The organism is Leifsonella bigeumensis, from assembly GCF_039537265.1.
Lineage (GTDB): Bacteria > Actinomycetota > Actinomycetes > Actinomycetales > Microbacteriaceae > Terrimesophilobacter > Terrimesophilobacter bigeumensis.
In genome coordinates this window covers 12,770-34,771 of the sequence record NZ_BAABAE010000003.1, presented here as the reverse complement: position 1 = coordinate 34,771, position 22,002 = coordinate 12,770, and the positions used below count along the sequence as shown (strand labels likewise).

The 22,002-nt window shown below is 65.4% G+C and carries 23 protein-coding genes and 3 tRNA genes; 9 read left to right on the top strand and 17 right to left on the bottom strand.

Translation table 11 applies throughout. The features are described from left to right. Positions 1–52: 52 nt before the first annotated feature. Positions 53–499, bottom strand: a complete 447-nt coding sequence (locus ABD678_RS05225) for an FAS1-like dehydratase domain-containing protein (protein WP_344754449.1) — start codon at positions 497–499, stop codon at positions 53–55. A 396-nt stretch (positions 500–895) separates the two neighbouring features. On the opposite strand from ABD678_RS05225, the gene ABD678_RS05220 reads away from it, so the two are divergent. Beyond that, a complete protein-coding gene (locus tag ABD678_RS05220; RefSeq protein WP_344754447.1) occupies positions 896–1,456 on the top strand; it encodes a DUF488 domain-containing protein in 561 nt (186 codons plus the stop codon). A gap of 24 nt (positions 1,457–1,480) precedes the next feature. On the opposite strand, the gene ABD678_RS05215 is transcribed toward ABD678_RS05220, so the two are convergent. The 12 genes from ABD678_RS05215 to ABD678_RS05160 all read right to left on the bottom strand — a co-directional run bounded on the left by ABD678_RS05215 (position 1,481) and on the right by ABD678_RS05160 (position 13,762). Next, the gene (locus ABD678_RS05215; RefSeq protein ID WP_344754446.1) at positions 1,481–4,978 is read right to left on the bottom strand and encodes a bifunctional proline dehydrogenase/L-glutamate gamma-semialdehyde dehydrogenase; all 3,498 of its coding nucleotides are present in this window, start codon (positions 4,976–4,978) and stop codon (positions 1,481–1,483) included. 39 nt (positions 4,979–5,017) lie between these two features. Beyond that, positions 5,018–5,653: a TetR/AcrR family transcriptional regulator gene (locus tag ABD678_RS05210; RefSeq protein ID WP_344754445.1), complete on the bottom strand. Its 636-nt coding sequence runs from the start codon at positions 5,651–5,653 to the stop codon at positions 5,018–5,020. Positions 5,654–5,678: 25 nt separating this feature from the next. Further along, a complete protein-coding gene (locus ABD678_RS05205; protein ID WP_344754443.1) occupies positions 5,679–6,503 on the bottom strand; it encodes an SDR family NAD(P)-dependent oxidoreductase in 825 nt (274 codons plus the stop codon). A 234-nt stretch (positions 6,504–6,737) separates the two neighbouring features. Continuing rightward, positions 6,738–6,811 (bottom strand) — tRNA-Met (locus ABD678_RS05200). 25 nt (positions 6,812–6,836) lie between these two features. Then, positions 6,837–6,908 (bottom strand) — tRNA-Thr (locus ABD678_RS05195). 118 nt (positions 6,909–7,026) lie between these two features. After that, positions 7,027–8,157, bottom strand: coding sequence for a M23 family metallopeptidase (locus ABD678_RS05190; RefSeq protein ID WP_344754441.1), 1,131 nt, complete (start codon positions 8,155–8,157; stop codon positions 7,027–7,029). Positions 8,158–8,373: 216 nt separating this feature from the next. Further along, positions 8,374–9,177 (bottom strand): inositol monophosphatase family protein, encoded by an 804-nt coding sequence (locus tag ABD678_RS05185; RefSeq protein WP_344754439.1) that lies wholly within the window; start codon positions 9,175–9,177, stop codon positions 8,374–8,376. Positions 9,178–9,186: 9 nt separating this feature from the next. After that, positions 9,187–9,882: a potassium channel family protein gene (locus ABD678_RS05180; protein WP_344754437.1), complete on the bottom strand. Its 696-nt coding sequence runs from the start codon at positions 9,880–9,882 to the stop codon at positions 9,187–9,189. Continuing rightward, positions 9,875–11,176, bottom strand: coding sequence for a TrkH family potassium uptake protein (locus tag ABD678_RS05175; RefSeq protein WP_344754435.1), 1,302 nt, complete (start codon positions 11,174–11,176; stop codon positions 9,875–9,877). Before ABD678_RS05175 ends, ABD678_RS05180 begins: the two co-directional genes overlap by 8 nt. Before the next feature lie 509 nt (positions 11,177–11,685). After that, positions 11,686–12,369: a hypothetical protein gene (locus ABD678_RS05170; RefSeq protein WP_344754433.1), complete on the bottom strand. Its 684-nt coding sequence runs from the start codon at positions 12,367–12,369 to the stop codon at positions 11,686–11,688. Continuing rightward, a complete protein-coding gene (locus ABD678_RS05165; RefSeq protein ID WP_344754431.1) occupies positions 12,359–13,006 on the bottom strand; it encodes a Panacea domain-containing protein in 648 nt (215 codons plus the stop codon). Before ABD678_RS05165 ends, ABD678_RS05170 begins: the two co-directional genes overlap by 11 nt. Before the next feature lie 579 nt (positions 13,007–13,585). Then, positions 13,586–13,762 (bottom strand): hypothetical protein, encoded by a 177-nt coding sequence (locus tag ABD678_RS05160; protein WP_344754429.1) that lies wholly within the window; start codon positions 13,760–13,762, stop codon positions 13,586–13,588. A 210-nt stretch (positions 13,763–13,972) separates the two neighbouring features. On the opposite strand from ABD678_RS05160, the gene ABD678_RS05155 reads away from it, so the two are divergent. Next, entirely contained in the window at positions 13,973–14,329 is a 357-nt protein-coding gene (locus ABD678_RS05155) for a hypothetical protein (RefSeq protein ID WP_344754427.1), read from the top strand. A gap of 168 nt (positions 14,330–14,497) precedes the next feature. Beyond that, positions 14,498–15,088: a hypothetical protein gene (locus ABD678_RS05150; RefSeq protein WP_344754425.1), complete on the top strand. Its 591-nt coding sequence runs from the start codon at positions 14,498–14,500 to the stop codon at positions 15,086–15,088. Between the two features lie 415 nt (positions 15,089–15,503). Here ABD678_RS05150 and ABD678_RS05145 read toward each other — a convergent pair whose 3' ends face one another. Continuing rightward, positions 15,504–15,743, bottom strand: coding sequence for a hypothetical protein (locus ABD678_RS05145; RefSeq protein ID WP_344754423.1), 240 nt, complete (start codon positions 15,741–15,743; stop codon positions 15,504–15,506). Here ABD678_RS05145 and ABD678_RS05140 point away from each other — a divergent pair. Beyond that, positions 15,715–16,329, top strand: a complete 615-nt coding sequence (locus ABD678_RS05140) for a site-specific integrase (protein WP_344754421.1) — start codon at positions 15,715–15,717, stop codon at positions 16,327–16,329. The genes ABD678_RS05145 and ABD678_RS05140 overlap by 29 nt on opposite strands. A gap of 57 nt (positions 16,330–16,386) precedes the next feature. Here ABD678_RS05140 and ABD678_RS05135 read toward each other — a convergent pair. Next, a tRNA-Tyr gene (locus ABD678_RS05135) sits at positions 16,387–16,468 on the bottom strand. Positions 16,469–16,622: 154 nt separating this feature from the next. Between ABD678_RS05135 and ABD678_RS05130 the strand changes: the two genes are divergently transcribed. Continuing rightward, a complete protein-coding gene (locus ABD678_RS05130) occupies positions 16,623–17,648 on the top strand; it encodes a LacI family DNA-binding transcriptional regulator (RefSeq protein WP_344754419.1) in 1,026 nt (341 codons plus the stop codon). Positions 17,649–17,669: 21 nt separating this feature from the next. Here ABD678_RS05130 and ABD678_RS05125 read toward each other — a convergent pair whose 3' ends face one another. Continuing rightward, positions 17,670–18,443: a lytic transglycosylase domain-containing protein gene (locus ABD678_RS05125; RefSeq protein WP_344754417.1), complete on the bottom strand. Its 774-nt coding sequence runs from the start codon at positions 18,441–18,443 to the stop codon at positions 17,670–17,672. Between the two features lie 72 nt (positions 18,444–18,515). Between ABD678_RS05125 and ABD678_RS05120 the strand changes: the two genes are divergently transcribed. From ABD678_RS05120 to cls, 4 genes are all read left to right on the top strand, one after another. Continuing rightward, positions 18,516–18,845 (top strand): toxin-antitoxin system HicB family antitoxin, encoded by a 330-nt coding sequence (locus tag ABD678_RS05120; protein WP_344754415.1) that lies wholly within the window; start codon positions 18,516–18,518, stop codon positions 18,843–18,845. After that, complete coding sequence (locus ABD678_RS05115) at positions 18,842–19,285, top strand: type II toxin-antitoxin system VapC family toxin (protein WP_344754413.1); 444 nt, start codon at positions 18,842–18,844, stop codon at positions 19,283–19,285. The genes ABD678_RS05120 and ABD678_RS05115 overlap by 4 nt, the downstream gene beginning before the upstream one ends. Positions 19,286–19,348: 63 nt before the next feature. Then, positions 19,349–19,837 carry a YajQ family cyclic di-GMP-binding protein gene (locus tag ABD678_RS05110; protein ID WP_344754411.1) on the top strand — a complete coding sequence of 163 codons (489 nt, stop codon included), beginning with the start codon at positions 19,349–19,351 and terminating at the stop codon, positions 19,835–19,837. Positions 19,838–19,865: 28 nt separating this feature from the next. Beyond that, entirely contained in the window at positions 19,866–21,329 is a 1,464-nt protein-coding gene (gene cls, locus ABD678_RS05105; RefSeq protein ID WP_344754409.1) for a cardiolipin synthase, read from the top strand. 150 nt (positions 21,330–21,479) lie between these two features. On the opposite strand, the gene ABD678_RS05100 is transcribed toward cls, so the two are convergent. Further along, the gene (locus tag ABD678_RS05100) at positions 21,480–21,776 is read right to left on the bottom strand and encodes a GIY-YIG nuclease family protein (protein ID WP_344754407.1); all 297 of its coding nucleotides are present in this window, start codon (positions 21,774–21,776) and stop codon (positions 21,480–21,482) included. Positions 21,777–22,002: the final 226 nt, after the last annotated feature.

Sequence of the window (22,002 nt, the reverse complement as noted above, 5' to 3'; positions counted from 1 at the left end):
GATGGCCCTTCATGCACCCCGGGAAGGGCACTTTCGGACCCTTCGTGCGCCATTACTCATCACCCCGCACGACGAGGGTGGATGTCGCGGTGACGACGTGCGCACCGGTCGCGTCGACGATGGCCGACTCGGAGGTGACCATCGAGTGCCCCCCGAGCGACTTGACACTCGTGACGGTGAGTGTCGCGGTGAGCTCGTCGCCCGCGACGATGGGCCGGGTGTAGCTGAAGCGCTGGTCGCCGTGGACGACGCGCGTGAAGTCGATGCCGGCATCCGGTTCGGCGAGAAGCTGGGCGAGGGTGCGCTCCTGCACGACGATCGGGAAGGTGGGCGGGGCGACGACGTCGGGGTAGCCTGCGGCGAGCGCGGCATCCGGATCATGGTTGACCGGGTTCTCGGAGAAGACGGCGCGGGCGAACTCGCGGATCTTCTCCCGCCCGACGAGGTAGGGCTCGGCCCGGGGAAAGACGCGGCCGGCGATGTCAGGGTTCACTCCCATCCGCCCATCCTATCGAGGCGGAAACGACGAAGCCCCGGTCACCTTCGTGGTGTCCGGGGCTTCTAGAACCCTGTCGTGCGGCTGCCTACTGGCAGCTGTCGCACTGCAGAAGATCCATCGGGTCGACGGGAACTGCGTAGCCGCCGACGGTGTCGGTGTCGTTCTCCATGGTGACCTCCTTAAGTCTTCTCGAAGCGGATATCCCCCAAGAACCGGATATCCAGCCCCTGCGTGGTCTCCTACTATATAACGGGAATCACACGAATGTCATTCCCCTACATATAGTGTTTTCGGCGTGTCGCGCCATTTCTCAAGATTAGGTGCGACCACCGACATTCCGACCCCATTCTCTGGGCGCATCGCCTAGAGTCCTGACCTGGGGGGGGGTCAGGACGAATGTCTGAGAACAGTGCAGCCGACCGGGCGACGCTTCGAGTCTTCACCATCGGCCATTCCACCCGTGCCTTCGACGAAGTGCTGGCGATGCTGCAGGAGAACGGCGTCGACGAGCTCGTCGACGTGCGGTCGTTTCCCTCGTCCCGAAAATTTCCGCAGTGGAACCAGGCCGCGATTCAGCACGCGCTGCCCGACGACATCCGGTACCGATGGATCGAGGACCTCGGCGGCCGCCGGCACACACCGGCAGGCGTTCCCAGCGTGAACGGCGGGTGGAGGGTCAAGGCGTTTCGCGACTATGCCGATTACATGGCGACCGACGGATTCCGTTCCGGGCTTGCAGAGTTGATGGATGTCGCGGCGGTGTCGGTCCCGGCGATCATGTGCAGCGAGGCGGTGCCGTGGCGGTGTCACCGGCGGCTCATCACCGACGCGCTCATCGTCGCAGGGGTCGAGGTCTTCGACATCATGTCGCCGACCTCGACGACGCCCGCAGAGCTGACCGAGTTCGCGCGGGTGCACGACGGGGCGATCACCTATCCCCGCCCCGAATCCGGGTGACGCGCTGCCGCGACAGAACCGCCACTACAGCGGCAGAACCTCTTCCGACCAGTGGTCCGGGTTGCCGAAGCGGTGCGCCGTGATCGCAATCGCCTGCTCGCGGAGGAACGGAAGCAGTTCGATGCGACCGGCCTCGGTCACAGACTCCGAGTAGATCGCCACGTCGGGGCTTCCGCCGAGCGCGACCGCGAGGTCCACGTGCCCGCCGCCGACCAGTCGCACCCGCGAGGTTCGCAGGCTCCCCGCGCCGGCGCGCGCGAGCCAGGCCTCATCGTTCTCGATGACGACGGATGCCCCGGTCGCCTCGATCGCACGGGCAAGTTCCGCAGGCAGCTGCTCCGCCGCGCTCACGGAGACGTTGCGGCCCGTTTCCGAGGTGCGCGCAGCGCTGCCGTCGTCGTGCAGGCCGCCGGCCCGCACGCCGGCCGCGACGACCCGTGCGAGCTCGTCGACCGAGCCGCCGGCGTTGAGCCGCACCGTGACGGGCAGCGACCGGTAACGGAACACATCCCGCTCCACGCCGAGGCCCGAGACGTCCTTCGCCGCACCGAACTCGCGCTCCCAGGCGGCCTGGTCGCTCTGCGCGGCACGGCCGACCCACTCGGAACCGGCCGCCGCGACGATCGCCGCCACGGCATCCGACACCGAAGCCTTCACCGTCGCCTTCGTGCGCGACCACGACCCGAGGTGCACGAGGTAGTTCGGCCCACCGGCCTTCGTGCTCGCACCGACGACCGAGCGCTTCCAGCCGCCGAACGGCTGGCGCCGAACGATCGCACCGGTGATGCCGCGGTTGACGTAGAGGTTCCCGGCCTCAACCTTGGCGAGCCACGTCGCGAGCTCGTTCGGGTCGAGCGAGTGGAGCCCTGCGGTGAGTCCGTAGTCGACCTGGTTCTGCAGGCGGATCGCCTCCCCGAGGGTCGCCGCCCGCATGATCCCCAGGATCGGCCCGAAGAACTCGGTCAGGTGGAAGTCGCTTCCCGCGGCGACTCCGGTGCGGATGCCGGGCGACCACAGCCGCCCAGTCTCGTCGAGCTGCTCGGGCTTCAGGAGCCAGCGCTCGCCCGGCTCGAGCTCGGTGAGACCGCGCTTGAGCTTGCCGTTCGCGGCCTCGATGATCGGACCCATCTGGGTGGTGGGGTCGCTCGGGTAGCCGACCCGCAGAGTCGTCGCGGCATCCACGAGCTGCTTCTCGAAGCGCTCCGACCGGGCGACAGAACCGACGAGGATGACGAGGCTCGCCGCCGAGCACTTCTGGCCGGCGTGGCCGAACGCGCTCTTGACGACATCCGCCACCGCGAGGTCGAGGTCGGCGGACGGCGTCACGATGATCGCGTTCTTGCCGCTCGTCTCGGCGAGGATGTTCAGCTCCGGCCGCCACGAGCGGAACAGCTCCGCCGTCTCATAGCCGCCGGTGAGGATGACGCGGTCCACTTGTCTGTGCGACACCATCTTCTCGCCGAGGCTGCGCTCCTTCAGGTCGACGAGCGCGAGCACGTCGCGCGGCACGCCGGCACGCCAGAGCGCATCTACCATGACCGCGCCGGAGCGCTGCGCCTGCTTCGCCGGCTTGATGATGACGGATGCGCCGGAGGCGAGCGCGGCGAGCGTCGAGCCGGCGGGGATCGCGACCGGGAAGTTCCACGGCGGGGTCACGACGATGAGCGTCGAGGGGGTGTACTTGGCCCCGTCGACCGTGTCGAGCTCCTCGGCGAGCTGTGCGTAGTAGCGGGCGAAGTCGATCGCCTCGCTCACCTCCACATCGCCCTCGGCGATGGTCTTGCCGGCCTCGGCGGCCATGACCTCGATGAGGTTGCCGCGGGTCTCCTCGAGCACGTCGGCAGCCCTGCGGAGGATCGCGGCGCGACCCTTCCCGCCGAGCGCAGCCCAGCCCTTCGCCGCGGGCAGCACCCGCGCGAACACCGCGTCGAGCTGTTTCTCGTTCGTGACGGCAGCGGCCGCAACGATGTCGAGCCCGAGCGGGCTCTTCTCGACGGCGCCGAGCACCTTCGCGCCCCAGGCGCGGTTGGCCGGCAGCGCCGGGTCGGTATCGGGGGTGTTCGCGAATCCACCGACGAAAGCGGTGTGCGCCGCAAGTCGCGACTGCCGGCGATTCGGCGCCGGCACCTCGACGTCGACATCCGCGAGCGACGCGAGGAACCGGTCGCGCTCGCGGTTCCACAGCTCCTCGTCGTCGACGAGCTCGAACACCGCCGACATGAAGTTCTCCTGGCTCGCGTTCTCTTCCAGGCGCCGGATGAGATAGCCGATCGCGACGTCGAATTCCTGCGGCAGCACGACGGGTGTGTAGAGCAGGAGGCCGCCGACGTCGGCGCGCACGGCATCCGCCTGGCCCTCTGCCATGCCGAGCAGCATCTCGAACTCGACGTGGTCGGAGACGCCGCGCGCTTCGGCGAGCAGGTGGGCGAAAGCGATGTCGAAGAGGTTGTGGCCGGCGATGCCGATGCGCACGGCGGTCGTCCGCTCGCGCGTGAGCGCCCAGTCGAGTACGCGCTTGTAGTTCGTGTCGGTGGCCTGCTTGCTCGGCCAGGTCGCGAGCTCCCAGCCGTGCATGGTCGCCTCGACGGTCTCCATGGCGAGGTTCGCACCCTTGACGAGGCGGATCTTGACGGGCGCACCGCCGCGGGCGACGCGCGCTGTCGACCACTCGACGATGCGCTGGTAGGCGCCGAGGGCATCCGGAAGGTAGGCCTGCAGCACGATGCCGGCCTCGAGTTTCAGCAGTTGCGGCTGGTCGAGGATGGCCTCGAACACGGCGATCGTGAGGTCGAGGTCGCGGTACTCCTCCATGTCCATGTTGATGAACTTGGGGGTCGCGGATGCCGCAGCGAGCTCGTAGAGCGGCGTGAGTCGCTTGGTCACCCGCTCGACCGTCTCGTCGAACGCCCACATGTTGAGCTGGCTCTCGATCGAGGAGACCTTGATCGAGACGTAGTCGACGTCGGGGCGCTGCAGGAGCTTCTTCGTGCCCTCGAGGCGGCGTTCGGCTTCGGCCTTGCCGAGCACGATCTCGCCGAGCAGGTTGATGTTGAGCCGGATGCCGGGCTTCTTGAGGCGCGCGATGGCCGGGCCGAGCTTGGCGGGGCGCGCATCCACGATGAGGTGGGCGACCATCTGGCGCAGGACGGCGCGGGCGATGGGCACGACCGGCCAGGGCAGCAGCGGGGCGACGAACCCGCCGAGGCGGATCGCGATCCGCATGTACCAGGGGAGGAAGGACGGCGTGCGCTTCGCGAGGTCGGCGAGGTTGCGGGCGGCGACGCGGAGATCCTCTGGGCGGATGACGCGGTCGACGAATCCGATGGTGAAGTCGAGCCCGTTCTGGTCTTTGAGCACCTGGGCGAGGAGGGCGGCGGAGCCGCTCGATCCGGCTGCGGCGCCGCGCTTCGCCCAGGTGCGGGCGAGCTCGACGGCGTCGTCGGCGATCGTCGCGGGGAGGGCTGGGGTGGCGCTCTGGACAGCACGCGGCGGGCGTACGGAAGCGGTGGAGGTCTTGGCCATGCAGCCAGAATAGTACCTAAACCTTGCCAATTGGCAAGTTTATTTGACGGGGTCGTCCAGCTCGCTCAACGGCGCTGAAATCAGCGCGCTGACCAGCAGTTTCAGGCTCTCGGCGACGCGCACGTCATCCCGGTCGTAGAGCCACTGCAACTGCAGGCCGTCCATCATCCCGAGAATCGCGCGAGCCGCCGACTCGGGGGTCCACCCTTCGCGCAGCAGCCCGCGATCCGCGGCTCGCTGTAGATATCGCGCGTTCGAGGCGATGATGCTCTCGTAGAACTCGGCGTAGTAGGCGTGCGCCGGATGCTCGTCGTTGGTCGCCTCCGCCGAAGCCATGTTGTAGAGCTCGATGACGCCGGGCATCCCCACGTTGTCCTCGGCGAGCGAGATGAGTTCGGTGAGGGACATGCCGCCCTCGTCGTCGAAGTGCCGGCGCAACCGCTCGTCGCGTCGCCGCAGCACCGCCATGAGCAGTTCATTCTTGGTCGGGAAGTAGTGCATGAGCGACTGGTGGCTCACGCCCACGCGACCCGCGATCTCCCGCAGCGATGCCCCGTGCAGGCCGACCTCGCCGAACACCTCGAGCGCGGCATCCAGGATGGCCTCGCGCTTGGCGACGCCCTTCGGGGTGCGCCCGGCGGGTGACGGCGCAGGTTTCGGCACGGATTTCGGCATCGGTTCCTCTCGTGGAGTCACCAGCCTACGAGCGCCCGGTGAACTCGTCCATCGAGCTGTACACCTTGAACACGCGGCCGGCCAGGAAGTCCCAGGCGCGAACGGGCAGGATGCCGCGCAGCACCATGGAGAGTCTCACCGTCCACGGTTTGTACAGCACGGGCGCGCCGCGCAGCATGGCCCGCCACGCGGCATCTGTCGCGTTCTTCGGGGTCAGAATGGGGGTGAGTGCGGGGCCGCGAGCGCCCTCGAACATGCCGGTGGAGATGTAGCTGGGGCAGAACGTGGTGACCCGGATGTGGCGGTGGCCTGTCTTGCGCAGTTCGAGTCGCAGGGAGTCGCTCCAGCCGATCATCGCCCACTTGGATGCGGCGTACACGGTCATGCCGGGGTTGGCGACGGTGCCGGCGGCGGAGGCGATGTTGAGGATGTGCTTCGGGGTGGCGGTGTCGGCCATCATGTCGGGCAGGAATTCGCGCGTGATCCACATGTGCGCGATCGTGTTGATGCGCATGGTGGCGTCGATGCCGGTGACGGGGTCGTGTTCCCAGAAGGCGCCGCCGCGCACGATGCCGGCGTTGTTGATGAGGATGTCGGGCGCCCCGACCTCCTCGCGTGCCGTGGCGGCCGCCGTGGTGATGTCGTCGAGACTGGAGATGTCGACGCGTTGCGCGAGCACTGTCGTTGCGGTACCGGCGAGGGATGCGCTCACCTCGTCGAGGGCGACCTGTTCGAGGTCCCACAGGATGACGGCCCGCGCGTCTTCGGCGACGGCCCGCCGCGCGTAGAGCTCCCCCATGCCGCGGGCTGCGCCGGTGACGAGCACGGTCCTACCTGAGACGGAGTCCATGCGACCCTTCCCTTTCGTCGGTGTTCATGGGCTGGAGCGTTCAGCTCACACGCTAGCGCCCGTTGAGGTCCTTCGGCGCCGACTGCGGATTGCGATAAGTCTGATCGTCAAAGCGATGGTCAAGCTGACGATTCGACCCCTCGACGCGAACTTTCGCGGGTTTCGGCACGCCGCTACGCTGCCGCTCGACCAGTGGTATCACGACGGCTAATGAACCGGCGGGCTAGACAAAAGTAGCTGGGGCGGGATTCGAACCCGCGACCTCACGATTATGAGTCGTGCGCTCTCACCAACTGAGCTACCCAGCCACGGCATCCGGAAACCGGATGGCCGAGCCCCCTGTGGGAATCGGACCCACTACCTCTTCCTTACCAAGGAAGTGCTCTACCAATGAGCTAAGGGGGCGCGCAAAACACCACGACCCGCGTGGGATTGACACCGTAAGAGACTAGCATCCACCGGCAGGGTGGTTTCGACCTTACCCACCCGATCGATCGGCGAATGCCACGTCCCCGGGAAGCGCCTAGTTCGCGTTGGCCTTGAGCCAGGCGAAGGGGTCGACCGGAACACCGTTGACGTGAATCTCGAGGTGCAGGTGGGCACCCGTCGACTCTCCCGTGCTTCCGACCAGGCCCACCTCGTCGGCGACCTTGACGTGCTGGCCGACCACGACCCGCATGGAGTTGTCCGCCATGTGGGCGTAGACGCTCTGGATCAACTGCCCATTGATGTGGTGGTCGATGATCACGTGGTTGCCGAGACCGTAATGGGATGGGACGACCGCGCTCACCACGCCGTCGGCGATCGCCTGGATCACCGCGCCGGCGCCGGGAGTGAAGTCGACACCCTTGTGATCGGTCGAGCACCCGGCGCACGGCGAAATCCGGTAGCCGAATCCGTCACTGATCGGAACCGCGACCGCGAACGGCCACTGGATGGTTCCGTTCGGGTCGTTCGTGTACGCGAAGTTGCGGTTGCCGTACCGAAGGAAGATCTGCTCCCTGAGCGACACGGCCGTGTAACCATCGCGCGCCAGGGTGTTCTCGGCGAGGGGCCTCACCTCGAGGGTCTGCACCTCGCTCTCCGCGGGGGCGGAGAACGCCGACTCCACTGAACTGTCAGGGTTGAAGAACGCGTTCGCCGGGATCGACGTCGACACCATCATGAGACCGGCCCCGACCATGGCACCGAAGGTCATGAGCTTGGAGAGCATCCGCCGCCGGAACGACCGCTTCCTGCCGTGCGGCCTGGGAGCGGACCTCGGGGCGCTCGGCCTCCGCACGATCGCATCACGTGGGGGCTCTGACGCCGCGACCGGGCGCCGACCGTCGACGCGGGGTGGTCGGGCGGGAGGAGCGACCCTCGGCGCCTTGGGCGCTTTCGGCGCCTTCCGCGAACGATGACCCTCGGATGCCGCTGCCGCGGAGACATTGCGCCTGCGTCCGGGATTGCGTCCGGGATTCGCCGCCGGCCGCGCCCTGACGGCCTGCTCGCGCTCGCGCAGTTCCCGACGTGTCAGCAGGGGGGCGGTCGTCTGTTCGTGCGGGGCGACCCGCTCCTGCGGCGTGGAAACCAGTCCGAGCTGCGCGAATCCGGAGTCGGCGGCGTCGACGTCGGTACCTGCCGCACCGTTCATCCAGTCGAAATCTGCCACGGGCTATCGGACCCCGGCCTCAGCGGAATCGAGGTCCCCGCCATGACGCGCAGTGAACCACAGCGAAGTCATGACCTGGTGCTCCTCAACAATCGGCTGGTACTCGAGGGGGTCGCAAGCCGAGTTAGATCGGGTTCTGACTACGTCGTGACATCGCCAGATAACGGATTCATAAAGAATAACGCAATCGGCTGGAAGAGCAACAGCCCCAAATCCTCAGTTTCCAGGTTCGTCGAGAACCGACTCCAGGGCGGCCGCGACCGACGGCTCCGCCGCGACGAGGAACTCGCTGCTCGCCGAAGCCCCGCCGCGGCCGCTCACGCGCGCGCCGGCCTCCGCCGCGATGAGGCCGCCCGCCGCGTGATCCCACGGCTTGAGGCCGCGTTCGAAGTAGGCGTTGAGCCGCCCGGTTGCGACCGCGCAGAGGTCGAGCGCCGCCGACCCCTGCCTCCGGATGTCGCGCACCTGCGCCACGAGCCCGACCAGCACCTTCGCCTGTTCGACCCGCCTCTCGGCAAGATAGCCGAAGCCCGTGCCGACGAGCGCCTGCGACAGGTCGACGGGCGGGGCGACCCGGATCGGCAGGCCGTTCAGCGTCGCGCCGCCCCCGACGGAGGCCGCGAACACCTCATCGGCGGCCGGGTTGACGACGACACCGGCGAGCGCACGCCAGGTCTCCGGTTCAGGTTCGCCCTCGACGACCGCGATGCTCACGGCATACTGCCGGATGCCGTACAGGTAGTTGACGGTCCCGTCGATGGGGTCCACGACCCAGGTGAGTCCGCTCGTCCCCGCCTCGGCGCCGCTCTCCTCCCCGAGGAAGCCGTCTTCCGGTCGCGCCTCGGCGATGAGCGAACGGATGAGCGTCTCGGCCTCGCGGTCGGCATCCGTCACGACATCCTCGAGCGAGGACTTGCTCGCAGCCACCCGCACACCTTCTGCGCGCCGCCGGGCGATCAGGTCGCCCGTCGTCACCGCGATCCTCGTGGCGAGCTCAAGCAGTTCTGATGGTGTTGTCATGTCGTCGGCTCACGCAAGTTGGCTGAAGACTTCAGCCCTTCGAGTTGCTCCCGCAACCAGAATCGTGTCTCCTGCCTGGATAATCGTCTCAGCGGTGGTGTAGTTCCAAGCCTGGCCGGGGCGCTTGTAGGCGGTGATCGTCACACCATACTTCGATCGGATCTGGGTTTCACCCAGAGGTCTGCCGATGACGACCGAGTTCGGCGTGGTCTTGACGAGGGCGAAGTCGTCGCCGATCTCGATGTAGTCCTGCATGGCGCCACGCACGAGGTGGGCAACGCGTTTGCCCATGTCTTTCTCGGGGTAGATGACGTGCTGCACGCCGAGTTGTTCGAGGATCGTGCCATGGGCATCGCTGACGGCCTTGGCCCAGACATGTTGGATGTTGAATCGCAGCAGCAGGGAGGTCGTCAGGATACTGGCCTGGACGTCGCTGCCGATCGCAACGACGACGCGTTCGAAGTCGGGGAGCGAGAGCTGTCGGAGGCTTTCCTCCTTCGTGGAGTCGGCTTTCACGACGTGGGTGAGCTGCCCGTTGAGGCTCTGGACGATGTCTTCGTCTCCATCGATGCCGAGCACTTCGGTGCCGTTGTCCATCAGCTCCAGCGCGAGGGAACTCCCGAAGCGTCCCAGCCCGATCACGGCGACGGAGTCAGCGTCGGCGACCCGGATCGGGTCGCCGTGGAATCTTTTGAGCTTAACCAATGATCGGCCTTTCTTTGGGGAGTTCATAGGCGAGGGTGCGTTCGCGCAGCGCGAGTGCCGAGGCGAAGGTGATTGGGCCGAGCCGGCCGACGATCATGAGGAGAATGAGGACGAGTTGACCGGCGACGGGAAGTTGGGCCGTGATCCCGGTGGAGAGGCCGACGGTCCCGAATGCGGACACGGTTTCGAAGAGCACCGGTCCCAGCTCGAAGTCGGTCAAGAGCATGAGCACGACTGTCGCTGCCATGACGAGGGCTGTCGCGAGGAGAACAACGGAGATCGCTTGACGGTGAACGGCCCGCGAGAGTCTTTTGCCGAAGATGTTGACAACGGCCTCACCTCGAATCTCGGCGACAAGGATGAAGAAGAGTACGGCGAAGGTGGTGACCTTGATTCCGCCGGCTGTTCCCGCCGGCCCGCCACCGATGAACATGAACACATCCATGCCGAGAAGAGTCGCAGGATGCAGGGCTCCGATATCGACGCTGTTGAAGCCGGAGGTGCGGGTCTGCACCGACTGAAAGAATCCAGCCAGGACTTTCCCCGGCCAGTCCAGGGGGCCGAGTGTGTCCGGATTGTTCCATTCGAGCGCGGTGACATACACCGTCCCCAACACGAGGAAGAACACCGTCGCCCAGAGCACGATCCGGGTGTTCATCGTCCACTTGAGCGGTCTGCGGAGGTGCTTTTTCAACTGCATGATGACGGGGAAGCCGAGTCCCCCGAGAATGGTCGCCGCACAGAGTGGCAGGCAGATCAGCGGATCCGTCGCGAAGGGAACAATGCTGTTGCTGAACAGGGCGAAGCCGGCATTGTTGAAGGACGACACGGCATGGAACACCCCCAGCCACGCGGCCTCACCCAGCGAATACCCGTAGCCGATCGCGAATTGCGCGGTCAGGGCTATCGCCACTGCCCCCTCGATCACCAGCGAGATCCGGACGATGCCGAGGACGAGGGCACGAACGTCCTCCAGGCCGAGGGTTTTTGTCTCTGTTGCCGCGTTGAGCCTGGATCGCAGTGACATACGACGAATCACGGTCAGGCCGATGACGGAGGCGAAGGTCATCACCCCGAAGCCACCGATTTGGATGAGGAGAAGGATGACGCCCTGTCCGAACCCCGTCCAGTAGGCCGGCGTGTCGACGACGACGAGACCGGTGACGCACACGGCGGAGACCGCGGTGAAGAGAGCCTCGATCCAGGAAGCCCCGCCGGGGCCGATTTTTGCGAAGGGCAAGGTGAGCAGAGAAGCGCCAATCACGATGGCGAGAACGAAGCCGAGGAGGATCACCTGCGCAGGGTGCAGGTGACTTCGTCTTCGCAGCGCCGAAGACACTCGAGGCAGCCGTTGAGGTCGCACCCCGAAACCCTACTCTTCGGAGGCAGCAGTTCTGCGCTGACCGAACCCCGCGAGGTGCATTCGCCCCGGGGCTCCGGGCGAAGCGGGCGGGACCCTGGTTCTTGAGAGTGGCAAGTGAGGGATTCGAACCCCGAAGTCTGAGACGTCTGATTTACAGAGGGATACCGGTCGTATCGTTCAGCACATCCAGTGCTGTCTGGCCCGGAACCTCGGGGAATCCAGGCGATATCAGATGCCTTTCATCCAGTCTGGCACAGGGAGTGATCTGCAGTTTGCACACACAACTGCACACACAAGCCGTCTGGAGGGCTAAGGTCGCGACATGGCCGACCTCGAGGATCTCGGCACCCCGAACTGCAGCCAGTGCCTGCAATCTGTTCGAGGTCGGCGGACCGATCGAGCACCCGTACTGGTGTGCTCGGTGTGCTCGGTGTGCAAGGTCAGCCGGCTGGCGACTTCTGTCTAGGAGGTTTCGGCATCGTCGCGATGCTTGCCGCTCGAGACTCGTTCCTGTAGCGAATGACCCACTCGTGAGGATGCAGGACGTCAATCTGGCCGGGCAGAGCAGCTGTCCGGAACTGAACATCACGAGTTATGCAATACCGCTCGTAATAGATTCCGCTCCACCCAGAGTCCCGGGCCGTCGCAAACACACAACCGTCTTCGTGATCGAGCGGCGGGTTGCCGTATGGAATCGCCACGACACCGATCGTGTCACCGTTGCTATATTCCACGACGACGTCGTTGATCAAGATTTCAACCAGTTCGCGCGCATAGTGTGCGGGCCACCCAAGTCCCCGATCGCGCGGGTCACGCGCGTCGGGCGGTTGAGCGGCCTTCAAGGCCACGAGCCGGTCGATGTGCTCACTGGTCCACACTTCGAGCCGGGCTCCGGACGGGTGCACCCCCTTGCGGGTGGTTGCGATCGCCAGGATGCTGTCATATCCCGCGTCGGTCGGGTTCGGGATCGGACTCTCAAGTGCTACACGAACCGCTGCGTCGAATTTCTCCCAGGTGAACGGTGCCCCTACGATCCGCGCGACATCAAGGTATATGTTGACGTCTAGCACGACGAGGATTCGGTCGCGGCTCAAACGATCAGAATCGCTCGGATCAGCTTTCACGGCTCACGTGTCCGAGCAGCAGGCTGCGCGCACGTTTGTACTCGTCGAAGTCCTTGAATCCGTGTTGTCCATATCCGACCACAGGAGTGAGAGCGGCATCGCTTGCTGACACCTCGACAGTGGAGAAATCCACCGCGGAGGGGGCCGCAGGCGCCTTGCCGGACATGGTCTGGGCTCGATGCTTATACGCCGGCCAAGCGTTGCTCAGGTCTTCAATGGGGATGACGATATCGCTGACATCCGGCAGGTAGCGGTCTTTCCATGGGCCGGATTCGTGCGTGAGCTTCCACAATTCCGACGCCGACAGATCGCCAGCGACACGCCAAACTTCATCTATGACGGCGACAGAGGACTTATCGATATCTTCGCGGCTCTTCCAGCTGTCATCTATTGCTGAAATGGGCGACTGCTTGAAGCGCTTATACATGCCGTAAAGCGGCTTGATCGCGGGACCATTCTTCCAAGCCTGGACATCTTCAACGAAGAGTCGCGATCCGTGCCGGAAGAGGTTGAGGCTTTGAGCCAAGGTGACGAGCTTCTGAAGCTTGAGGTTGGTGATCCCGCCACCCTCTTCGGCTGCGATTGCCAAGAACCGGGCGGCGATGGCGGCAGAGTGAACGTCCACTGCCTTCTCCAATCGTTATCCACAGGCTTTTACACAAGTTATCCACAGCGGGCCTTGACACAAGTATACAGAGACGTCTTTCAGCGGAGTTGGCCCCCAAGGTGGGGTGTCGCATTTACTCGTACACCCTGAGTAGTTCCCACTCCTCGCTCGCAGCAAGCTGTCCGCCGGTCAACGATCTCCAATGGCCGCGGGAAGATCTTGGCGCGCATCTAGTAGTGGGCGCGCCTACGTCGGCGTCGGGCCGGCACCAAGGTACTAAGGAGCGCCATCGCGCCCGCGAACAGGAAGACCCAGGGGTTCGCTGTGAACGCCGCTACGAGCCAACCCCAGATATTAGCAAGCGTCTCGGGAAACGCTTCAAGGATGAGCTGCGCGATGTTCATGCTCTGACGGTAGCGGTGAGGACTGACATTCTGCTGAGCGATTCTTCACTCCGTGACCGCGGCAGTTCGTCGAACGTTCGACAAGCGTCAAGCGCGCGATCATGATGCGCCTGTAGTTCAATCCGTGAGTAGCCCATATTGGATGGCGTGAGTCATCCCGAGGCCTCGAGAGAGCCGACAACTCTCGGGGCGTTCGGCAGTACTGCTACTTCGACTCGACAACCATCGAGCCAGGCTGAGCGCCACCAACGACGGCGCGGTACGCGATCGCTGTATCCCTGAGCATCACACTACCCGCGGGGCTGTTGTACCTCTCGGCTTCCTTCGCGAGCTTCTCGATCGCGCTCCACAGCGCATCCTTCGCCTCGACTTGACTTGCCATATCGATCGTCCTTTCTCACGCCTCAGCCCGATGCTGAGCGCTCCCCAACCGTAGACCCCCGACCCGACAATCCCGATGCCCACGCCTCCCCACAAGCAGCTAGGCGACGCGATGAGGCGATGACGATAGCAGAACGAACACGCCCAGCCCATCGACCAGTTGATCACCACACGAGAAAAAGGGCGAGAGAATAGATTGAAGGTGAGATCCATGCCACGGACCATGCCCATCAGTCAGGAGCTCCGCCAACGCATCGGAGACGACATCTTCGTCGGTTTCGGCCGCAACGAGATCGCACGCCGATACAAAGTCTCCCCCGGCCTCGTCTCCAAAGTCGCCCGCGAACGTGGCCTCAGCTTCAAGAACACCTGGAAGGTCGGCACCGCCGTCCGGGCCCCCCAGATCGACCAATGGGTGGCCCGCGTCGAACGCCAGGACGAACTCATGGAGCAGTACTTCCACCTGCCAAACCCCATGCGACCGAACGGCGAACCGTCACGAGCCGAGAAGCGCCTCAGCTACGCCCTCTACAACGTCAACCGGCACCACAACGGCACGTACCGGTAACAACGACCCCGTCGACCGGGCTGTCGAACGTTCCACTGCCCCAATGCCCCCGAATACCCGAGAAGCATTGGCCTCAGCACTGAACTGGCCGCGATCAGTCAGCCTACGCGCGCGCACGACGCGTGTACGCGTGTACGGCACGTCTGGGGTCGCGAATACTATGTGCGCATGGATGACGAAAAAGAATTGGCGACGGCACGTGAGAGCTACGACGAACGCCTGGGGCTCGCGCAGGTGGCGTTTTCGGCGTGGCGGGCCGCGGTCGGCGCTGCGGTCGCCGATTGGATTGTTGAGCAGGCCAAGGCGCACGTGACGGGCGAGCCGGACGTCAGTAAGGAAATGGGTCGCGATCGAGTCCAGGACCTCAAGCAGTCGGCTGTAGCGATGGCAGAGGGATCTGCCGATGTTGTAGCGAAAGCGCTGGCCGGCTTTACGCCGGAGCTCCTTGTGCCATCTCCTGGAGGCTATTCGGGACGCGTCGAGAAGGCTGAGTCTGCTCCAATTGCGAGGGTCGGCGCTGATTTGGCGGACGTGCTGAAGGGGTACGGGTTTGCGCCCGGCCAGTGGCGCGACTGGGACTGGTATGACGGAACTGAGAAGGTGACGACGCAAGGAGGATCATTCCGCGTCACCACTGCGGTCATCGACGCACGAAAAGGTTATGTGAGAGCGCTGGATGCTCTGAGGAAGGCTGACGAGGGCGTCAAGAAGATCATCGATGCCCAGGCGCGAGCGAGTGCCGCCGACCTTTGGGAATGACGCCGTCGGAATCTACGACCCGGTCCATTGCCCGTAGAAGCGTCGCACCTCTCGTTGCACCAGGCGTGCTCGGCGCGGCTTGAACCAGTACTTGTATCGGAGGTTCGACTACGCCAGCTTCCGCGCCCTGAGCCGCGCCTCGAGGGCGCTCATGCGCGCCTCAACGTATTCCTCGTACGGGAGATTCCGGTGGAAGAGTTCGAGCATCTGGCGCTCCCACGCGCGGTTCTCGGCCTTGTCGATGAGTAGGCATTCTGCCTGGAACGCGTGACAGCGCAGTAGCTCCCACTCGACTTCGAGGGAGTGTTCAGGCCACCAGTTCCGGCCAGCGTTCTCGAGCAGCTCGTCGAGAGTCGCCCCTGCGAGTCTGTTCGTGAAGCAGGCTGCGCCCTGGGGGATGACCGGGCCTGAATCTTCAGTGTCGGGGATTCGGATATTTGGCTTCAAATTGCGCCATCACCCGCTCGAGCTTGTCCTTCATGGCCTGAATCTTCTCAGGCGAGATGGGGGTTGACCGGGCCCGCTTACGACCGCGAGGGCTCTGCCGGCTGTACTGCTGGAGCAGCTTCCCCTCAAGCGGAGTGATGCGACCCTCCTTGTAGGCGTCGAGGGTCAGTCTGTCGATGGTGAGCCTGCCGGTGTCCTTGCCCTTCATCCTCTACGAGGTCGCCATCCGTACAGGGCTGCGCCGTGGGGAATTGTGCGGGTTGCGCTGGCAAGACGTCAGCTTCACCGACCGGGAACTCGTCGTGAAGGTACAGCTCATCGAGGTCGGTGGAGTCAATTTCGAGGGGGAAATCAAGACCAGTTCCGGGCAGGACCGCGTCGTCTCTCTCGACGATGGTCTCGTGGATGCGCTCGCCGCATGGAAACTCCGCCAGGACGAGGAGCGAGACGCCTGGGGTGCCGCGTACAAAGACTCAGGGCGGGTCTTCACCGACGAGGACGGTCGCGAGCTCAAGCCGCGCTACGTCACCCGCTACTTCGACACCTACGCCCTCAAGGCCGGCCTGCCGAAGATTCGCTTCCACGACCTCCGGCACTTGCACGCGTCCCTGCTCATCAGCGCCGGCGTTCCCCTCGCCGTCGTGAGCAAGCGCCTCGGGCACTCCACCATCGCCGTCACAGTTGACCTCTACGGCCACCTGCTGCGCGACGCGAACCGTGACGCGGCCGAGGCTGCAGCCGCGATGCTGGTCCCCCGCGACCGAACTGCACACACAATGCACGCACAATCGTAGGGAGCAAGACAAAGGCCTCCGGTCGAAGAGGCCGGAAACCCTTTGTTTCATTGAGAGTGGCAAGTGAGGGATTCGAACCCCCGAAGTCTGAGACGTCTGATTTACAGTCAGATCCCTTTGGCCGCTTGGGTAACTTGCCGTAGTGCTCCGGCCACATGTATTCACCTGACCGGAGACAAGAATCAAGGATAGCGGGTCGGCGGGTCTCCTGAAATCACGCCGGCGCCGTCATCGAATGCCGCGCGCGGATAGGATCGGCGAAGCGGTACCCGACCGGTCGACGAGGAGGTGTGGTGCCCGGCATCAACGAAGTCGCGGAGCTCGCCGGCGTCTCGACGGCGACCGTCTCGCGCGCCCTGAGCGGCAACGGTCACGTCTCGGCGGCGACCCGTGAGCGGGTCATCAGTGCGGCATCCGAGCTCGGTTACGTCGTGAGCTCCAACGCCTCCAGCCTCGCCACCGGCAGGACCAAGAACGTCGGCGTCGTCATCCCGGTGCTCAACCAGTGGTTCTACAGCTCCGTGCTGCAGGGGGCCGAGAGCGCGCTCCTCGCCAACGGCTACGACCTCACCCTCTACAACCTGGGCGGCGGGGCGGATGAGCGCCGCAGTGTCTTCGAACACTTCCTGCTGCGTAAGCGGGTGGATGCCGTCATCGCCGTCTCCCTCGAGCTCACGGCCGGGGAGACCACCCGCCTGCTCGACATGAACAAGCCCATCGTCGGCGTCGGCGGACCACTGCCGGGGGTGCGCACCCTGAGTATCGACGACGTCGCGATCGCCCGGCTCGCCACCGAACACCTGCTCTCGCTCGGGCACACCACGATCGCCCACATCGGCGGCAACAAGGAATACGAGCGCGACTTCCACCTGCCGACCAACCGCCGCGTCGGCTACGAGTCGGCGCTCGAGGCCGCCGGCATCCCCGTCGACCCCGAACTGTTCCAGACCGCGGACTTCACGATGCGCGGCGGCTACCAGGCGGCGAAGCAGCTGTTCGGCAACCCGCGCAAGCGTCCCACCGCGGTGTTCGCGGCATCCGACGAGATGGCGATCGGCACGATCCTCGCCGCACGCGACCTCGGCCTGGAGGTACCGGAGGACGTCTCCGTGATCGGCATCGACGACCACGACCTCTCCGACTTCTTCGGGCTCTCCACGGTCGCCCAGTTCCCCGAACTGCAGGGACGGCTGGCGGTCGAGATCCTGATGGACCAGCTGCACCCGAGCCGCCGCACGCAGGGCACGCTCAACACGTCGCTCCCCTACGAGTTGATCGTGCGGTCGAGCACCGCACGCGTGAGCAACCGGAGGCGCTGAGGCACCCTGGGCCGTCCCCGCTCAGTCGCCGGAGGCATCCTTCGCATAGCGGTTGGCAGCATCCGCGACCGACTGGACGTAGGCGTCCGAGGAGTTGTAGGCGCCGACCCCCGCGCGCCAGCCCTCGCGGCCGGCCATGTCGCCGCTCGCCCGGCAGAGGTAGTTGCTGGTCGCCACGACCGCATCGTCGATGTTCTGCGGATCCTCGACGCCGTCGCCGCTGCCGTCGACGTGCCAGTTGCGCCAGGTCTGCGGGATGAGCTGCATGGGACCGACCGCCCGGTCGTACTCGGCGTCGCCGTCGATCGCGCCGCCGTCGGAGTCGGCGATGTGCGCGGTGGCCGCGCCGTCGAGGGCAATGCCGAAGATGGGCGGAGTGACCGTGCCGTCCTCGCCGACGCTCGAGCCACCGTGCCGGCCGTGATCGCTTTCGATGAGTCCGATCGCGGCGAGCGTCGTCCAGCCGAGCCCGCAGGATGGCATCGCCCGCGCCTTCACGATCGCGGCGCCCGCATAGGCGGCGAGCGCGCGAGCAGGGATTCCGGATGCCGCGGAGACCCGCTCGACCCAGTCGGCATCCGCAAGCCCCGCGACGCCCGCGCGAGTCCGAGCCTCAGCGAGGGGCGGTGCAGCGGCCGGGAGTGCGTGGTCGGGCCCGGGCGGCTCAGGAGGCGCTGCACCGGAGTCGCCCGGGAGCATGAGCCGCGGGCTCAGCACGAGCATGACGGCGACCACGATCACCGCGAGTGCGGCCACGGCGGCAATCGCGACAAGAACACGGGAGCGGGTCGACATCCGGGCTATCCCATCACAGTTTGCTGCGACAGACGGACTGATATCACGGTGGTCAACTGCTATCATTGTGCGATGAAGCAGCTTCTCCTTCGAGTCCCTGAGGAACTCCATGCTCGCCTGACTGACCAGGCACGCGCATCCGGGACCTCGGTCAACGCCCTCGCGAACCAGATCCTCGGACTCGGCATCGATCCGTCCTCCCTCTCCCGCCGAGACCGCCTCAAGCTCAAGCTCATGGTCGTCGGCACGGTGGGGCGGGGTCGGCCGCATCCGAAGGCCGAGCTCGCCCCGGTGCGCACCCCCGAAGAGAAGGCAGCGATTCTGGAACGCGCCCTCGAATCGATGCGAGGGGTGGGGCCGATCGCCGATGAGATCATGGCGTACGAGCGCGGTGAGCGGTGATCGTCTACCTCGACTCCTCGGTCGTTGTTCGTGGCTACCTCGCCGATGAAATCGACCACGTCGAGGTTCGACGACTCCTGGAGGACCCGAGACACACCACTATCACTGGTTCGTGGACCCGCATCGAGGTGACCGGCGCACTTATTCGGGCCGCAGCCGCACACCGAGGCGACCATCAGGCACTGCTGGCGGCGTTCGAAGACGATGTCAGTGAAGTGTCCGGCACACTGACCGTTGTCGACGCCGAGCAGGCCGAACTCGAGCGCATCGCCCTCGAGCTGGTTCGCGGCTCCGGCATCCGCTCAATGGATGCCTGGCATCTCGCCTGTGCACGCCTCGCCCTCGATGAGCTCAGCGAACCGGGCGAGGAGCGCGGCTTCGCCACCCGCGACGGGGAGCAGGCGGCCATTGCGCGGGAAATGGGTTTCGCCATCCTCTGACCTACCGGCCCCGCCAAGCAGACCGAATCGCCCGCCCGCACCCGCCCGGCTACCATTGGGCGCATGGCAGATTCAACCTTCGACATCGTCAGCAAAGTGGACAAGATGGAGCTCGACAATGCCCTGCACCAGGCGCAGAAGGAGATCTCCCAGCGCTACGACTTCAAGAACGTCGGCGCCGAGATCGACTACAGCGGCGAGAAGGTGCTCATGAAGGCGAACACCGAGGAGCGGGTCAAGGCCGTGCTCGAGGTGTTCGAGTCGAAGCTCATCAAGCGGGGCATCTCGCTGCGCAGCCTCGACGCCGGCGAACCGTACGCCTCCGGCAAGGAGTACCGCCTCGAGGCGGGCATCAAGCAGGGCATCGCGCAGGAGGATGCCAAGAAGATCGGCAAGATCATCCGCGACGAGGCGCCCAAGAGCGTCAAATCGCAGATCCAGGGCGACGAGCTCCGAGTCAGCTCGAAGAGCCGCGACGACCTGCAGGCGACCATGGCCATCCTCAAGGCCGCGAAGCTCGACGTCGACCTGCAGTTCGTGAACTTCCGGTGACGCACACCGCCTGACCGATCGGAGCACGGTGGACGGCTGGAGTTTCGCCCTCTGGGTCGCGATCTTCCTCGTGGCGGTCGACTTCGTCATCCGCGTCGTCTCCATCATCGTCATCCCGCGCAACCGCCGCCCGCAGACGGCCATGGCCTGGCTGCTGGCGATCTTCTTCCTGCCCTACATCGGCATCCTGCTGTTCCTCGTGCTCGGCAGCCGTCACCTGCCGAAGGGCCGGCGCGACAAGCAGGAGGAGATCAACCGCTACATCCTCGACACGACGGAGGGGATGGACCAGGTGAGCCACGAGCATCCGTGGCCGGAGTGGCTCGAACCGATCGCCGCGCTCAACCGCAACCTGGGGGCCATGCCGCTCGTCGGGGGCAACGATGCCCGCCTCTACCCCGACTACCTCGAGTCGCTGCAGGCGATGACGGATGCCGTGGGCAAGGCGAAGAGGTACGTGCACTCCGAGTTCTACATCATGTCGCTCGACGAGACGACCGCCCCGTACTTCGACGCGCTCGAGGCCGCCGCCGCCCGCGGGGTGACGGTGCGCGTGCTGCTCGACCACATCGCCTCGCTGCGCTATCCGGGGTATCGGCGCACCATCCGGCGGCTCAAGTCGATGGGTGTGCAGTGGCAGCTCATGCTTCCCTTCCAACCGCTGCGCTGGAAGTTCCAGCGGCTGGACCTGCGCAACCATCGCAAGCTTCTCGTCGTCGACGGGCTCGTCGCCTTCACCGGCTCGCAGAACATCATCGACTCGAGCTACAACAAGCGGTCGAACAAGCGCCGGGGCCTGCACTGGAAGGACCTCATGGTGCGGTTCGAGGGGCCGATCGTCGCGGGAATCAACGCCCTCTTCGTGACCGACTGGTACAGCGAGACGGATGAGCTGCTCACGCGCGAGACGGACCCCATCCGCGAGGTGAGGGTCAAGGACCGGGTGGGCGCCCAGGTGGTACCGAGTGGGCCGTCCTTCGACGGCGAGAACAACCTGCGGCTCTTCAACTCCCTGCTCTATGCGGCGCAGGAGCGCATCATCATCTGCAGCCCCTACTTCGTCCCGGACGAGTCGATGCTGTACGCGATCACGACTGCGGCGCAGAGCGGCCTCGACGTGCAGCTCTTCGTCTCGGAGGTGGGGGACCAGCCCGTGGTCTACCACGCTCAGCGCAGCTACTACGAGGAGCTGCTCAAGTCGGGCGTGCGGATCTGGCTGTACCGGTCGCCGACCGTGCTGCATCCGAAGCACTTCACGATCGACGAGCAGGTGGCCGTCATCGGCTCGAGCAACATGGACATGCGCTCGTTCAGCCTCAACCTCGAGATCTCGGTCATGGTGCGGGGGCACTCCTTCGTGCGGGAGCTCCGGATGCTCGAGGAGGACTACCGCCAGAACAGCCGGGAGCTGCACCTCGATGAGTGGCTCGCGCGGCCCTTCGGCGCCCAAGTGCTCGACAACGTGGCGAGGCTCACCTCGGCGGTGCAGTAGGGGGTCTCGATCTCGACGAGCTCGCTCCGAGATATTCCGCACATTCTCAGGTCGAGCTTGCCGAGACCGACCGCCGCAGGTCTCGGCAAGCTCGACCGGAGAAGCTACGACTCGCCCGGAGAAGTTAACGGCTCGACCGGAGAAATCAGCTCACCCACTCTCAGGTCGAGCCTGCCGAGACCGACTGAGCGCCGGCAGATCGCCCACCCGGCCTTCGATCAGTGCGATCCTCTTCGCCCGGCCCCAGCCCTGCACTTGCTTCTCCCGCAGAAACGCCTCATGCATGGTGTCGTACTCCTCACAATGGGCGAGCGCCACCGGAAGTCGCTTCGACGTATACGCGCTGCCGAGTCCCGACTCGTGCTGCCAGAAGCGGAGGCTCAGATCGTGCGTGCTCCCGCAGTAGAAGCTTCCATCGCTGCAGGTCAGGATGTAGAAAAACGGCATGCGGCAGTGTGCCTCACGAAGCGCTGGCACGGTGCCCGCCACTGAGCTATCAGTGGAAAACTCGACGAGGTTACGACGGTGAGGGAGCGATTCAGGCCCGGGGTCTCGGCAAGCTCGACCGGAGAAAATAGCGGTTCGGGCCCGGGGTCTCGGCAAGCTCGACCGGAGAAAATAGCGGCTCGACCGGGGAGCTACGGCTCGACCGGAGACGAAAGGGGGTCGACGC

Bases quoted from the DNA above. Each gene is read 5' to 3' on its own strand.
- ABD678_RS05145 (WP_344754423.1), bottom strand. From the start codon at position 15,743: ATGAAGGGCAAGGACACCGGCAGGCTCACCATCGACAGACTGACCCTC.
- ABD678_RS05225 (WP_344754449.1), bottom strand. From the start codon at position 499: ATGGGAGTGAACCCTGACATCGCCGGCCGCGTCTTTCCCCGGGCCGAG.
- ABD678_RS05160 (WP_344754429.1), bottom strand. From the start codon at position 13,762: ATGGCAAGTCAAGTCGAGGCGAAGGATGCGCTGTGGAGCGCGATCGAG.
- ABD678_RS05220 (WP_344754447.1), top strand. From the start codon at position 896: ATGTCTGAGAACAGTGCAGCCGACCGGGCGACGCTTCGAGTCTTCACC.
- ABD678_RS05185 (WP_344754439.1), bottom strand. From the start codon at position 9,177: ATGACAACACCATCAGAACTGCTTGAGCTCGCCACGAGGATCGCGGTG.
- ABD678_RS05215 (WP_344754446.1), bottom strand. From the start codon at position 4,978: ATGGCCAAGACCTCCACCGCTTCCGTACGCCCGCCGCGTGCTGTCCAG.
- ABD678_RS05125 (WP_344754417.1), bottom strand. From the start codon at position 18,443: ATGTCGACCCGCTCCCGTGTTCTTGTCGCGATTGCCGCCGTGGCCGCA.
- ABD678_RS05150 (WP_344754425.1), top strand. From the start codon at position 14,498: ATGGATGACGAAAAAGAATTGGCGACGGCACGTGAGAGCTACGACGAA.
- ABD678_RS05205 (WP_344754443.1), bottom strand. From the start codon at position 6,503: ATGGACTCCGTCTCAGGTAGGACCGTGCTCGTCACCGGCGCAGCCCGC.
- ABD678_RS05100 (WP_344754407.1), bottom strand. From the start codon at position 21,776: ATGCCGTTTTTCTACATCCTGACCTGCAGCGATGGAAGCTTCTACTGC.
- ABD678_RS05155 (WP_344754427.1), top strand. From the start codon at position 13,973: ATGCCACGGACCATGCCCATCAGTCAGGAGCTCCGCCAACGCATCGGA.
- ABD678_RS05210 (WP_344754445.1), bottom strand. From the start codon at position 5,653: ATGCCGAAATCCGTGCCGAAACCTGCGCCGTCACCCGCCGGGCGCACC.
- ABD678_RS05120 (WP_344754415.1), top strand. From the start codon at position 18,516: ATGAAGCAGCTTCTCCTTCGAGTCCCTGAGGAACTCCATGCTCGCCTG.
- ABD678_RS05110 (WP_344754411.1), top strand. From the start codon at position 19,349: ATGGCAGATTCAACCTTCGACATCGTCAGCAAAGTGGACAAGATGGAG.